The organism is Streptomyces sp. NBC_00887 (assembly GCF_045207585.1).
The window spans coordinates 5,838,653-5,852,077 of record NZ_CP108788.1 but is presented as its reverse complement, the minus strand read 5'-3'; the positions used below and the strand labels follow the sequence as shown (position 1 = coordinate 5,852,077).

At 68.5% G+C, this 13,425-nt stretch carries 14 protein-coding genes and 1 pseudogene; 8 read left to right on the top strand and 7 right to left on the bottom strand.

The annotated features are described in order from the left end of the window. Window positions 1-71: 71 nt before the first annotated feature. Window positions 72-1,574, top strand: coding sequence for a glycosyltransferase family 87 protein (locus OG844_RS26785; protein ID WP_406393667.1), 1,503 nt, complete (start codon window positions 72-74; stop codon window positions 1,572-1,574). A 42-nt stretch (window positions 1,575-1,616) separates the two neighbouring features. On the opposite strand, the gene OG844_RS26780 is transcribed toward OG844_RS26785, so the two are convergent. The 3 genes from OG844_RS26780 to OG844_RS26770 form a co-directional block, all read right to left on the bottom strand. Continuing rightward, window positions 1,617-2,648 carry an alanine racemase gene (locus OG844_RS26780; RefSeq protein WP_406393665.1) on the bottom strand — a complete coding sequence of 344 codons (1,032 nt, stop codon included), beginning with the start codon at window positions 2,646-2,648 and terminating at the stop codon, window positions 1,617-1,619. 76 nt (window positions 2,649-2,724) lie between these two features. Beyond that, window positions 2,725-3,843, bottom strand: a complete 1,119-nt coding sequence (locus tag OG844_RS26775) for a peptidoglycan bridge formation glycyltransferase FemA/FemB family protein (RefSeq protein WP_356423141.1) — start codon at window positions 3,841-3,843, stop codon at window positions 2,725-2,727. Window positions 3,844-3,971: 128 nt separating this feature from the next. Next, window positions 3,972-4,292, bottom strand: coding sequence for a hypothetical protein (locus tag OG844_RS26770; RefSeq protein WP_351173555.1), 321 nt, complete (start codon window positions 4,290-4,292; stop codon window positions 3,972-3,974). A 285-nt stretch (window positions 4,293-4,577) separates the two neighbouring features. Between OG844_RS26770 and rpsF the strand changes: the two genes are divergently transcribed. From rpsF to rplI, 4 genes are all read left to right on the top strand, one after another. Beyond that, window positions 4,578-4,868: a 30S ribosomal protein S6 gene (gene rpsF / locus OG844_RS26765; protein ID WP_006604399.1), complete on the top strand. Its 291-nt coding sequence runs from the start codon at window positions 4,578-4,580 to the stop codon at window positions 4,866-4,868. 74 nt (window positions 4,869-4,942) lie between these two features. Continuing rightward, window positions 4,943-5,572, top strand: coding sequence for a single-stranded DNA-binding protein (locus OG844_RS26760; protein ID WP_406393664.1), 630 nt, complete (start codon window positions 4,943-4,945; stop codon window positions 5,570-5,572). Between the two features lie 43 nt (window positions 5,573-5,615). Next, window positions 5,616-5,852, top strand: a complete 237-nt coding sequence (gene rpsR, locus OG844_RS26755; protein ID WP_003967857.1) for a 30S ribosomal protein S18 — start codon at window positions 5,616-5,618, stop codon at window positions 5,850-5,852. 18 nt (window positions 5,853-5,870) lie between these two features. Next, complete coding sequence (gene rplI / locus OG844_RS26750) at window positions 5,871-6,317, top strand: 50S ribosomal protein L9 (RefSeq protein ID WP_329209068.1); 447 nt, start codon at window positions 5,871-5,873, stop codon at window positions 6,315-6,317. Between the two features lie 147 nt (window positions 6,318-6,464). Here the strand turns inward: rplI and OG844_RS26745 are convergent, their stop codons facing one another. After that, entirely contained in the window at window positions 6,465-7,802 is a 1,338-nt protein-coding gene (locus tag OG844_RS26745) for an MATE family efflux transporter (protein ID WP_406393662.1), read from the bottom strand. A 458-nt stretch (window positions 7,803-8,260) separates the two neighbouring features. Here OG844_RS26745 and dnaB point away from each other — a divergent pair, with 458 nt between their 5' ends. Beyond that, entirely contained in the window at window positions 8,261-9,736 is a 1,476-nt protein-coding gene (gene dnaB, locus OG844_RS26740) for a replicative DNA helicase (protein ID WP_329209064.1), read from the top strand. Window positions 9,737-9,808: 72 nt separating this feature from the next. Further along, the gene (locus tag OG844_RS26735; RefSeq protein ID WP_406393660.1) at window positions 9,809-10,249 is read left to right on the top strand and encodes a hypothetical protein; all 441 of its coding nucleotides are present in this window, start codon (window positions 9,809-9,811) and stop codon (window positions 10,247-10,249) included. 100 nt (window positions 10,250-10,349) lie between these two features. Here the strand turns inward: OG844_RS26735 and OG844_RS26730 are convergent, their stop codons facing one another. From OG844_RS26730 to OG844_RS26720, 3 genes are all read right to left on the bottom strand, one after another. Next, on the bottom strand, window positions 10,350-11,495 hold the full coding sequence (locus OG844_RS26730; RefSeq protein ID WP_406393659.1) for an RNA polymerase sigma factor: 1,146 nt from the start codon (window positions 11,493-11,495) through the stop codon (window positions 10,350-10,352). Continuing rightward, window positions 11,492-11,899: a YciI family protein gene (locus OG844_RS26725; RefSeq protein ID WP_406396270.1), complete on the bottom strand. Its 408-nt coding sequence runs from the start codon at window positions 11,897-11,899 to the stop codon at window positions 11,492-11,494. The genes OG844_RS26730 and OG844_RS26725 overlap by 4 nt, the downstream gene beginning before the upstream one ends. Window positions 11,900-12,130: 231 nt before the next feature. Then, on the bottom strand, window positions 12,131-12,301 hold the full coding sequence (locus tag OG844_RS26720) for a hypothetical protein (protein WP_406393658.1): 171 nt from the start codon (window positions 12,299-12,301) through the stop codon (window positions 12,131-12,133). Window positions 12,302-12,697: 396 nt separating this feature from the next. On the opposite strand from OG844_RS26720, the pseudogene OG844_RS26715 reads away from it, so the two are divergent. Then, window positions 12,698-13,353 (top strand): annotated as a pseudogene (locus OG844_RS26715) (maleylpyruvate isomerase N-terminal domain-containing protein). Window positions 13,354-13,425: the final 72 nt, after the last annotated feature.

Genomic DNA, 13,425 nt, shown 5'->3' with positions numbered 1-13,425 from the left:
GCCGGCGGCCCTCTCCGCGTCCTGTGGGCGGCACACCCCCGCCCACAGCGCCGTACGGCAGGATGTGCGGCATGCCAAGCGCAGAAGACACGAGCGTGCACCAGGAGCGGCCCGTCGTTCGGCCCACGCAACAGGACGAGATCGCCGCGGCGGGCAGCGAGCTGATCGGTGGACCGGTGGGCCGCTGGGCACGGCTCGGTGCCGGGCCGCTCACGCCGGTCCGCGTCATCGCGCTCGTGGCGATCGGAATGTTCGCGCTCGGCATGGTGCAGAAGCTGCCCTGCTACGACTGGGCCTGGTTCCGCGGAACCAGCTCGCAGTACACGCACGCGTGCTACTCCGACATCCCGCACCTCTATCTCGGACGCGGCTTCGCCGAGGGCCTCGTGCCGTACTTCGACCGGCTCAGCGGCGACATGGAGTACCTCGAGTACCCCGTCCTCACGGGCCTGTTCATGCAGGTCGCGTCCTGGCTGACGTTGACGCCCGCCGGCGATCCCGTGCAGCAGCGCGAGCAGATGTACTGGATGGTCAACGCGGGCATGCTGATGATCTGCGCCGTGATCATGGTCGTGTGCGTGGCGCGGACGCACCGGCGACGACCGTGGGACGGCCTGCTGGTCGCCCTCGCACCGGCACTCGCCCTCACTGCGACGATCAACTGGGATCTGCTCGCCGTGGCACTGACGGCCGCCGCCATGCTCATGTGGTCCCGTGGACGGGCACTTGCCTTCGGTATCCTCATCGGCCTGGCGACGGCCGCCAAGCTCTATCCCGTGCTGCTTCTGGGGCCGCTCCTCGTGCTGTGCTGGCGGGCCGGGAAATGGCGCGAGTGCGGGTCGGCGATGCTCGGCGCGGCGGCGGCCTGGCTGCTGGTGAACCTGCCCGTCATGGCGTACGCCCCCGAGGGGTGGAAGAAGTTCTACACGTTCAGCCAGGAACGGCAGATCGACTACGGCTCGTTCTGGCTGATCATCACCCAGCGCACCGGCAGGCCCATCGACGTGGACACCGTGAACACGGCTTCGGTGCTGCTGATGATCGTGCTGTGCGCGGGGATCGCGGGGCTGGCGCTGACCGCTCGGCGCAGGCCCCGGTTCGCTCAGCTCGCGTTCCTTGTGGTGGCCGCCTTCATCCTGACGAACAAGGTCTACTCACCGCAGTACGTGCTCTGGCTGATCCCGCTGGCCGTGCTGGCCAGGCCGCGGTGGCGGGACTTCCTCGTCTGGCAGGCGTGCGAAGTCATGTACTTCCTGGGGATCTGGCTGTACCTCGCGTACACGACGAGCGGCGACAAGCACCAGGGGCTGCCGCAGGAGGGCTATCAGGTCGCGATCGCCCTGCATCTCCTCGGAACGCTGTACCTGTGCGCCCTTGTGGTCCGCGACATCCTCCTGCCGGAGCGGGACACCGTGCGGCGCGACGGGTCGGACGACCCGTCGGGCGGGGTGCTCGACGGGGCTCCGGACGCGGTCGCGTTCGGGCGGGCGGTGCACCACCACGGACGGCACGCGGCACCCGCGGTCGAAGGACCGCGGGTGGAGTGGGGCACGACGGGCGGAGCGGCCGACTGAGGGGCTGCCGGACCCCGCGTGGCCTGGGTTCGGGCGAAGGGCCTAGCGGTCCACGAGGCGGTCGAACTGGGTGGTCGTGTGGCGCAGGTGGGCCACCAGTTCGTCACCGACCTTCGGCTCCTGGGCGTCCGAAGGCACGAACAGGATGGACACCTGCATGTGCGGCGGTTCGGCGAACCAGCGCTGCTTGCCCGCCCACACGAACGGCGACAGATTGCGGTTGACCGTGGCCAGCCCGGCCCGGGCGACACCCTTCGCGCGCGGCATCACACCGTGAAGGGCCTTGGGGGCCTCCAGACCGACGCCGTGGGACGTACCCCCGGCAACGACCACCAGCCAGCCGTCCGAGGCGGCCTTCTGCTGGCGGTAGCCGAACCGGTCCCCCTTGACGACGCGCGTGACGTCGAGCACGGCGCCGCGGTACTCCGTCGCCTCGTGGTCCCCGAGCCAGAGGCGCGTGCCGATGCGTGCGCGGAAGCGGGTCTGCGGGAACTGCTGCTGCAGCCGCGCCAGTTCCTCGGCCCGCAGGTGGCTGACGAACATGGTGTGCAGAGGCAGCCGGGCCGCGCGCAGGCGGTCCATCCAGCCGATGACCTCCTCGACCGCGTCCGAACCGTCCGTGCGGTCCAGCGGGAGGTGCAGGGCGAAGCCCTCGAGACGTACGTCCTCGATGGCCGCGTGCAGCTGCCCCAGCTCCTCCTCCTTCACACCGTGGCGCTTCATCGAGCTCATGCACTCGATCACGACCCGTGCGCCCACCAAGGCGTGCACACCGTCCACCGACGAGACCGAACGGATGACACGGTCGGGCAGCGGTACGGGCTCCTCGCCCCGCCTGAAGGGCGTGAGGACGAGCAGGTCGCCGCTGAACCAGTCCTTGATGCGGGCGGCTTCGTACGTGGTTCCGACAGCAAGCGTGTCGGAACCGAAACGGATCGCCTCGTCGGCGAGCCGTTCGTGGCCGAAGCCGTAGCCATTGCCCTTGCAGACAGGAACGAGACCGGGGAACTGGTCGAGCACGGACTTCTGGTGCGCCCGCCAGCGCGCGGTGTCGACGTAGAGGGAGAGCGCCATGGCCGGCCCGGAACCTTTCTGGTGGCTGCGGTGTATCAGAGGTATGCGGAGCTTAGTGAAGTGCCTTCGGGCAGTGTCAGCGGCGCGACATGTACATATCGAGTGCCTTGTGCAGCAGCTTGTTGAGGGGGAAGTCCCACTCGCCGACGTACTCGACGGCCTCGCCGCCGGTGCCGACCTTGAACTGGATGAGGCCGAAGAGGTGGTCGGTCTCGTCCAGCGAGTCGCTGATGCCGCGCAGGTCGTACACGGTCGCGCCCATCGCGTAGGAGTCGCGGAGCATCCGCCACTGCATCGCGTTCGAGGGCCGGACCTCACGGCCGATGTTGTCGGACGCGCCGTAGGAGTACCAGACGTGCCCGCCGACCACGAGCATCGTGGCGGCGGAGAGGTTGACGCCGTTGTGCCGGGCGAAGTAGAGCCGCATGCGGTTCGGGTCCTCGGAGTTGAGCACCGTCCACATGCGCTGGAAGTACGACAGGGGGCGCGGCCGGAAGTGGTCACGCACTGCCGTGATCTCGTACAGCCTCTGCCACTCGGCGAGGTCCTCGTAGCCTCCCTGGACGACTTCGACGCCTGCCTTGTCGGCCTTCTTGATGTTGCGCCGCCAGAGCTGGTTGAAGCCCTTGAGGACATCTTCCAGGGAGCGGTTGGCCAGGGGTACCTGGAAGACGTAGCGGGGCTGGACGTCACCGAAGCCGGCGCCGCCGTCCTCGCCCTGCTGCCAGCCCATCTTGCGCAGACGGTCCGAGACCTCGAAGGCACGGGGCTCGATGTGGGTGGCCTCGACATCACGCAGGCGCTTGACGTCCGGATCCTGGATACCGGACTTGATGGCGGCCGAGTCCCAGCGCCGGATGACGACGGGCGGGCCCATCTTCACGGAGAAGGCGCCCTGCTGCTTCAGATGGGCGAGCATCGGCTGGAGCCAGTCGTCCAGGTTCGGGGCGTACCAGTTGATGACCGGGCCTTCGGGAAGGTACGCCAGATAGCGCTTGATCTTGGGCAGCTGGCGGTACAGCACGAGGCCGGCGCCGACCATCTCGCCGTTCTTGTCGAACCATCCCAGGTTCTCCGAGCGCCATTCGGTTTTCACATCCGCCCACGCCGGGACCTGGCAGTGACTGGCCGAAGGCAGGTTCTGGACGTACGCCAGATGCTGCTCTCGGCTGATGGTCCTCAGGGTCAGGCTCATGCGGGGCGCTCCTCGGCAGGTGTGTCCCCATCGGTCAGGGGCTCCGGCTCTCGCGCCGAAGCCTACTGTGACCGAGGAGTGCCCCGTCTGGACCCCGGGCGACCGGGAACGGCGCCCGGGGGGCACCCTCAGCTGATCACGCCGCCGAAGAGGCCGCCATGGGCCATGCCGAGGAAGAACCCGATCGCGGATGCGCCCAGCCCCAGGATCAACGGGAACCGCTCACGCGTGGTCACCGAGACGTACTGTCCGTATGCGCCGGTCAGGATCCCGATCAGCCCGGCCCACGAGCTGATCAGATGCAGGTTGTGGAACATCGCCGTCACGAAGGCGAGAGCGCCGAGGACCAGAGTCACCGCCACCAGGGTGTCCTGGAGGGGATGGGGTCTGCCGTCCGTGGCGAAGAGGGAAACGGGCGGGCGGGGACGGGGTCGCATTGTCTGTGCCATGGAGAACCTCCTGGCCGGAAGGCGGTGCACTGTAGCGCCGCTCACAACCGATGTGTACAGATTGCGTCTCCTCGGCACCGGATTTCAACCGGAAGCCTGTCTGCGGGTAGTCTGTACGGTCTGCACCGGTGTCTGCCCTGAGCCAGCACAGCAGCCCCCCTCGGATTTCGACGATGGGCGTTGTCAGTGGCGGCTGTTTTACTCGGAGACACTGTTGCTTACGCATCACGACCCTCCTGCCACGGAACGACCGTGGCCGCTGAGTCCAAAGGAGGTGGGTTCCACATGCGTCACTACGAGGTGATGGTCATCCTCGACCCCGATCTCGAGGAGCGAGCAGTCTCCCCGTTGATCGAGAACTTCCTCTCCGTTGTCCGTGAGGGCAACGGAAAGGTTGAGAAGGTCGACACCTGGGGCCGTCGTCGTCTCTCTTACGAGATCAAGAAGAAGCCTGAGGGCATCTACTCGGTCATCGACCTGCAGGCCGAGCCCGCAGTCGTCAAGGAGCTCGACCGACAGATGAACCTGAACGAGTCGGTCCTCCGGACCAAGGTCCTCCGTCCCGAGACCCACTGAGCTTCTAGCTCAGTGGTCATCGGGTTCGAGTAGCAGCAAGCAGCCAGAAGCAATCCCCGCCGAGAGGTTCACCCATGGCAGGCGAGACCGTCATCACGGTCGTCGGCAATCTCGTCGACGACCCCGAGCTGCGCTTCACCCCGTCCGGTGCGGCGGTCGCGAAGTTCCGTGTCGCGTCCACTCCCCGCATCTTCGACCGGCAGACCAATGAGTGGAAGGACGGCGAAGGCCTGTTCCTCACCTGCTCGGTCTGGCGTCAGGCGGCGGAGAACGTCGCGGAGTCGCTCCAGCGAGGCATGCGCGTCGTCGTGCAGGGCCGGTTGAAGCAGCGGTCCTACGAGGACCGTGAGGGCGTCAAGCGCACGGTCTACGAGCTGGACGTCGAGGAAGTCGGCCCCAGTCTCAAGAGCGCCACGGCCAAGGTCACCAAGACCACTGGTCGCGGTGGTCAGGGCGGTGGCCAGGGTGGATACGGCGGCGGTGGCCAGCAGGGCGGCGGCAACTGGGGCGGCGGTTCCGGTGGCAGCGGCCAGCAGGGTGGCGGCGGTGCTCCCGCCGACGACCCGTGGGCCACCAGCGCGCCGGCCGGCGGCCAGTCGGCCGGGGGCCAGCAGGGCGGCGGGGGTGGCTGGGGCGGAAGCTCCGGCGGCTCCGGCGGCTCCGGTGGTTCCGGCGGCGGCTACTCGGACGAGCCTCCCTTCTAGGGCTGCTCGTACCCCCACTTCTTGATCACACAGGAGAAACACAATGGCGAAGCCGCCTGTGCGCAAGCCTAAGAAGAAGGTCTGCGCATTCTGCAAGGACAAGACCCAGTACGTGGACTACAAGGACACGAACATGCTGCGGAAGTTCATTTCCGACCGTGGCAAGATCCGTGCCCGCCGCGTCACCGGCAACTGCACTCAGCACCAGCGTGACGTCGCCACGGCAGTCAAGAACAGCCGTGAGATGGCGCTGCTGCCCTACACGTCCACCGCGCGATAAGGGAAGGGTGACCGAATCATGAAGATCATCCTCACCCACGAGGTCACTGGCCTCGGTGCTGCCGGCGACGTCGTGGACGTCAAGGACGGGTACGCCCGTAACTACCTGGTTCCGCGGGGCTTTGCCATCCGCTGGACCAAGGGCGGCGAGAAGGACGTGGCGCAGATCCGCCGCGCCCGCAAGATCCACGAGATCTCGACGATCGAGCAGGCCAACGAGATCAAGGCCAAGCTCGAGGCCGTGAAGGTCCGTCTGGCTGTTCGCTCCGGCGACGCCGGCCGTCTCTTCGGCTCCGTCACCCCGGCCGACATCGCCACGGCGATCAAGTCTGCCGGTGGTCCGGACGTCGACAAGCGTCGCGTCGAGCTCGGCTCGCCGATCAAGACGCTCGGCGGATACCAGGTGTCCGTCCGTCTGCACCCCGAGGTTGCCGCGAAGCTCGGTATCGAGGTCGTTGCTGCCTAAGGGCACAGCTCAGCTGAGCTAGGTGAAGGGCCGCACCCTGGGGGTGCGGCCCTTCGTCGTTTCACGTGAAACAGCAAGGGGCGGCCATCGACGGAACCGGGCGGAGTAAGGCTGCCCCGGGTTCCTGCGCCTCAGGCCCGGTCCAGCTCAGCGAGTGGCGCCGGTAACGATCCACCGGCCCGAGCGGGTCCGGATCCAGAGTGTCACCAGCCGGACCGTCATCATCAGGGTCATCGCCCACCAGAGAGCCGTGAGGCCTCCTCCGAAGGTGGGGACCAGGAGGGCGATCGGAGCGAAGACGGCCAGGGTCAGGAGCATGGCCCAGGCCAGATACCGGCCGTCGCCTGCCCCCATCAGCACTCCGTCCAGGACGAAGACCACGCCGGCGATCGGCTGGGAGACCGCCAGGACCAGCAGGGCGGGCAGCAGGGTGTCCTGTACGGAATCGTCACCGGTGAAGAGCGGGATGAACAGGGGGCGTGCCAGCACGATCAGTACCCCCAGGACCACCCCGGACGCGATACCCCACTGGACCATTCGACGGCAGGCCTCCCGTGCGCCCTTCGCGTCGTTCGCTCCCAGGTAGCGGCCGATGATGGCCTGACCCGCGATGGCGATGGCGTCGAGCGCAAAGGCCGTGAGGCTCCAGAGCGAGAGGATGATCTGGTGCGCGGCGATGTCCGTGTCGCCCAGCCGGGCGGCGACGGCAGTGGCGATCATCAGGACCGAGCGCAGAGAGAGCGTACGGACCAGCAGGGGGACACCCGCCTGTGCGCTGGCCCTGATGCCCGCGGCGTCGGGGCGCAGGGAGGCGCCGTGCCGACGGGCACCGCGCACCACGACGATCAGATAGGCGAGAGCCATTCCCACCTGGGCGATCACAGTTCCCCAGGCGGAGCCGGCGATCCCGAGGCCTGCTCCGTAGACCAGGACCACGTTGAGTGCGCCGTTGGCGGTGAACCCGCCGATGGCGACGTAGAGCGGCGTGCGGGTGTCCTGCAGGCCGCGTAGGACGCCGGTCGCGGCGAGCACGACGAGCATGGCCGGAATCCCGAGGCTGGAGATCCGCAGATATGTGGTGGCGTGAGGCGCGGCGGTGTCCGATGCCCCGAAAGCCTCGACCAGCCAGGGGGCTGACGGGAGCGTAACGGCGACGACGACGGCGCCGAGCAGCAGGGCGAGCCAGATGCCGTCCATGCCCTGGCGGATCGCGGAGGGCAGATCTCCCGCACCGACCCGGCGGGCGACCGCCGCGGTGGTGGCGTATGCGAGGAAGACGAAGATGCTGACGGCAGTCGTCAGCAGGGCTGCGGCGACTCCCAGGCCGGCCAGCTGGGAGGTGCCGAGGTGGCCGACGATGGCGCTGTCGACGATGACGAAGAGGGGCTCGGCAACGAGCGCGCCGAAGGCCGGAACGGCCAGTGCGATGATCTCGCGGTCGTGCCGGCGGCGACTGGATCGACGGGTCGTGGGGGCCTGGGTCATGGGGGCTAATCTAATCTTCCACAGGTAAGAGATGCAATGCGATAGTGGTCCTTACTTTCGATCGAGTTCGGGGTTCTCTGGTGCGTGGTTTGCAGTGATCTTGCGCTGAGAAGAAAAGTTTTTCTCCCCCACAGCCGGTGGATGGAGAAAGTGCAGGTCAGGGCCTCCTTGGTGGTGCCGGTATGAGTTTGTCCACAGTGCTGTCCCCCGGTCCGTGCACAGGTTCCGTGGAGTTCTCCACAGCATCTGGTCCGTCGTCCACATGCCCTGTGGATAACCAGATTGGCTGACGGTGCGGACCGGCCTACCGTTGGGCGGCGCCCGCACTCCGTTCCGGCTTGGAAGTCCGCAGAACTTGACGCGCCGGAACCGGAGTCGGGCGTCTTGTTTGTCGGTGCCGTGCCGTAAGAAAGAGTGGCATGGCTAGGTCCGCGAAGCGGACGGGAGGAGGTGGCCCGGTGAGCATTCCCGAGCCTTTGGACGATCCCTGGGCCGATGTCGGTCCCAGCGACCGCCTGCCCGTTTCCCGTCAGCGCCGCGGTGAGGGCAAGGGGCGGGACGAGCAGCACGACCGGGGGCGCGAGAGCGGCTGGGACGGTGGCTCGTCCGGGTTCGAGCGTGTGCCTCCGCAGGACCTCGACGCGGAGCAGTCCGTGCTCGGCGGCATGCTGCTGTCCAAGGACGCCATCGCCGACGTCGTGGAGATCATCAAGGGCCACGACTTCTACCGTCCGGCCCACGAAACCGTCTACACGGCGATCCTCGACCTCTACGCCAAGGGCGAGCCGGCCGACCCGATCACCGTGGCGGCCGAGCTGGTCAAGCGCGGCGAGATCACCAAGGTCGGCGGAGCCCCGTATCTGCACACCCTGGTCCAGTCCGTGCCGACGGCCGCCAACGCCTCGTACTACGCGGAGATCGTCCACGAGCGGGCCGTGCTCCGGCGTCTCGTCGAGGCGGGTACGAAGATCACGCAGATGGGATACGCCGCCGACGGAGACGTCGACGAGATCGTCAACTCCGCCCAGGCCGAGATCTACGCCGTCACCGAGCAGCGCACCAGCGAGGACTACCTGCCGCTCGGCGACATCATGGAGGGTGCCCTCGACGAGATCGAGGCGATCGGGTCACGCAGCGGCGAGATGACCGGTGTGCCGACAGGATTCACCGATCTGGACTCCCTGACGAACGGCCTGCACCCCGGCCAGATGATCGTCATCGCGGCGCGTCCCGCCATGGGAAAGTCCACGCTTGCCCTGGACTTCGCCCGCGCATGCTCGATCAAGAGCAATCTGCCGAGCGTGATCTTCTCCCTGGAAATGGGGCGCAACGAGATCGCGATGCGCCTGCTGTCCGCCGAAGCGCGGGTGGCGCTCCATCACATGCGCTCCGGCACGATGACCGACGAGGACTGGACGAGGCTGGCCCGGCGGATGCCGGACGTTTCGGCAGCTCCGCTCTACATCGACGATTCGCCGAACCTCTCGATGATGGAGATCCGGGCGAAATGCCGTCGTCTGAAGCAGCGAAACGGCCTCAAGCTCGTCGTCATCGACTACCTGCAGCTGATGCAGTCCGGCGGTGCCAAGCGTGCCGAGAGCCGTCAGCAGGAGGTCTCGGACATGTCCCGAAACCTCAAGCTCCTCGCCAAGGAGCTGGAGCTTCCGGTCATCGCGCTCTCCCAGCTGAACCGTGGCCCCGAGCAGCGTACGGACAAGAAGCCGATGGTCTCCGACCTCCGTGAGTCCGGTTCCATCGAGCAGGACGCCGACATGGTGATCCTGCTGCACCGCGAGGACGCGTACGAGAAGGAGTCGCCCCGTGCGGGCGAGGCGGACCTGATCGTGGCCAAGCACCGTAACGGTCCGACGGCGACGATCACCGTGGCCTTCCAGGGCCACTACTCGCGTTTCGTGGACATGGCGCAGACCTGAGTCACCCTTGTGGGGGACTCGGAATTCGCGGCCCGACTGCTCGTCGCGGAATCGCCGACTCGATGAGGTCGCATGCTGGATGCCGTGACCGAGCGGTTCGTCGAAGCGTCCACCGCCCCGTCGCCGGAAGCGCTCGCGTCGCCGTTCGATCGGATGGTCGGCCTCCGCGCCGAAGGAGGTAAGGAGGCGAGCCGGGCGGCGGTGCCGTCCGCCGCCGAGAACTTCGTACTCGACCACCGGATCCGCACCGCCCTTCTCCCTCGCGCCACCGAGCTCGACGCGCACCTGGCCGGGCTGCACTCAGACGCCCTGGCCGCGATCTCCACGGCGGCCCGAGCGATCATGAAGCGGGGAAGTCTGGCTGCTGGGCACTTCGACGTGCTCGTGCAGCCGATCGTCGGGTGTGGCGTGGAGCTCCCGCGGTACCCCGCGTGGGCCGGGAGCGTAGGGCGGCCGGAAGCGTCCCATTCACGGGGACGCCCCCGGCGACCGTGGTGGGCGAGCCATTCCTGACGGCGGACGCTCGCGCGCATGGCCGACGGCAGAAGAAGTCGCAGGTCGCAGCGTCGCCCTTTGAGTCGAGCCCGAGATCCCGAACCTCCGCAGGTCTCCATCACCTGCGCAGTCGGGAGTTGAGCCGTGCGGCCTGTCGAGTGAGGTGGTCGCGCTCGGGGAGGCTGGGCGCCGATCGGGCGGCTTCGGCGTAGAGCCGTGCTGCGGTCACCGGGTCACCGTCACGCTCGTGCAGGTACGCCACCACGGCGGTGTGGCGGGGCAGGGCGGGGTCGAGCCCCGCCAGGGCTGCCAGGCCGGCACGCGGGCCGTCGGCCTCGCCGACCGCGACAGCCCGGTTGAGGCGGGCCACCGGGCTGTCGGTGAGGCGCACCAGTTCGTCGTACCACTCGACGATCTGCACCCAGTCGGTCTCCTCGGCGGTCCGGGCGTCGGCGTGGAGCGCGGCGACGGCGGCCTGGGCCTGGAACTCGCCCAGGCGGTCGCGGGCGAGGGCCGTCTGGAGCACGTCGACGCCCTCGGCGATCAAGCGGGTGTCCCACATGCTGCGGTCCTGCTCGGCAAGGGGCACGAGCCGGCCGTCGGGGCCGGTCCGCGCCGGGCGCCGTGCGTGGTGGAGCAGCATGAGCGCGAGCAGGCCCGCGACCTCCTCATGGCTGGTCCCGGCCGCGAGTTGGCGCGTGAGCCGGATCGCTTCGGCGGCGAGGTCGATGTCGCCTGAATAGCCCTCGTTGAAGACCAGGTAGAGGACGCGCAGCACCGTGGCGACGTCACCGGGCTGATCGAACCGGACGCCGGAGACGGTCCGCTTGGCCCTGCTGATCCGCTGGGCCATGGTCGCCTCCGGCACGAGGTAGGCCTGCGCGATCTGGCGCGTGGTCAGACCGCCGACCGCCCGGAGCGTGAGCGCGACGGCCGAGGCCGGTGTCAGGGACGGGTGCGCGCACAGGAAGTACAGCTGGAGCGGGTCGTCCACCGCCTCGCTCGGCCCGGGCGCGGGCTCGCACTCGACGCGTACTTCGCGATGCCGTCGGGAGGCATCGGAGCGCGCGGCGTCGAGGAACTTGCGCCAGGCCACGGTGACCAGCCAGCCCTTGGGGTCCCGCGGCGGGTCGTCCGGCCACACGCGCACGGCCTCGACCAAGGCGTCCTGCACGGCGTCCTCGGCCGCCGCGAAGTCGGCTCCGCGGCGGACGAGGACACCGATCACCGAGGGCACGAGCTCCCGGAGCAGCGACTCGTTCACTCGGTGGTCGTGGGCAGCTCGGCGTAGAACGGGCGCAACTCGAGCCACTCGTGGATCGGCTTCCCACTCGCACCCGGCGCCGCGGACAACTCTCCGGCCAGTTCGAGCGCCCGCTCGTAGGTCTCGACGTCGATCACCATCCAGCCGGCGATCAGGTCCTTGGTCTCCGCGAACGGTCCGTCGGTGACCGGGGGACGCCCCTCGCCGTCGTAGCGGACGAACGTGCCCTCCGGGGAGAGCGCCTGGGCGTCGACGAACTCGCCGGTGCCTTCGAGCCGAGCGGCGAAGTCACGCATGTACTGGATGTGGGCCGATACCTCCTCCGGCTCCCACTGGTCCATCGGCACGTCGTTGACCGCTGCCGGCGCGCCTCGGTAGTGCTTGAGCAGCAGGTACTTGGCCATCATGTTCTCCTCGGTGACGTACGGCCCATTGTGGCCGTGTTCGCTCCAGGGACGGAGCCGTGCGCGGGTTCTCGACATCCCACGACGAAATTTCCTCGCGGATTTCGGATGTGGACGTCGAAGCCGTCGACGCCGCGGCATTCGACGACTCCGCGCACCCGCAGTGGGGTCGAGGCGCGGGCGATCCACCTGACGCGGCTGATCCACCCGACGCGGTCGTCCACGTGGCGCTCAGGCGCGCCGTCGCTCGTCCCGCTGCCGGACCCGCTCCTCGACCGCGCTCGGCAGAGTCGTCTCGAAGTCGATCAGCTTCGCCCACGTCGGGGTCACGACGATCCGGCCTATGCCGGCGTAGAGCGAACGCACCTCGGCCTCCCGGTCGGCCCGCTGCTCGGGCGTCATCCGGTAGGTGCCGCTCGCCTCGGGATACTCGTCCGGGATGCCGTCGACGACATCCGGCTAGGCCTCGTTCCAGGTGAACCCGATCGGAACGTTTCGGGGTGTGCCGTCCTTGGCGACGCAGGCCGGCGGGTCAGGTCGCGGGCCGGCGGTTCCTGGCCGATCGGTCGGTTCAGAGCCTCGGTGATTTCGTCCGGTCGCACGGCTGTCCCCTCCCGATGTGGACCTTCCGGTCCACCCAGCGTCCCATCGGGCCTGCGCGCTCGACGGTGGCGACTCACGACTCGTTCCGGGAAGAAGCCCGTCGCTCCCGACGGACTGTTCGAGTAGCCATGCAGCTGCCGCGGCCCTGTCCGCACGTGCTTGTCCGCCGTCGCACCGCCGCGCTGCCGTGCCGACGTGGATCTCTTCTCACGCTCATGGGAGGAGTTGCGCACGGCGGTCGCCGAACTTCCGGACGAGGACTTCGTACAGCCCTCCGGCGGTGCGGGCCGGCTCGTGCGGGACCTGGTGTGCCATCTGGTCATCGACGCCCAGGACGTCCTGATCACCTTCGTGACCCCCGCCGAAGAGGAACCGACCCGCGACGCGGTGACCCACTGGGACGTCGCCGGAACGCCTCCGACCGGCGATGACCCGCTGGACGCGCTCACCGTACGGCTGGCCGTCGCCCACGAGGACCCTCGGCTGCTCAAATCCACCTCGACGTCATCGGCGCCACCGCCGGCCGCGCCGCCGAACGTGCCGACCCGGACCTCCGGGTCGGCACCCGCGACGAGGTCCTCACCGCAGGCGACTACCTCTCCGCGTACGTCCTGGAGTGGACGCTGCACCACCTCGACCTGATCGCGCACCTTCCGGACACGGCGGGACCGCCCACGGAAGTGCTCGCCCGGTCCCGCGAGATGCTGGAGCGGATTGCACGGGCCGCGTTCCCCGCGTCGTTCTCCGACAAGGACGCGCTGCTGGTCGGTACCGGACGGCGTGCCCCGACCGGCGCGGAGGAGGCTGAATTGGGCGACCTGGCCGCGAGACTCCCGCTCGTCCTGGGGTGATCGTCAGTCCTGCGAGGGCCGGCCGTTTGCGTGGCCGTGGTCTCTCTCGAACGGTGGCGTGCACGCATGACA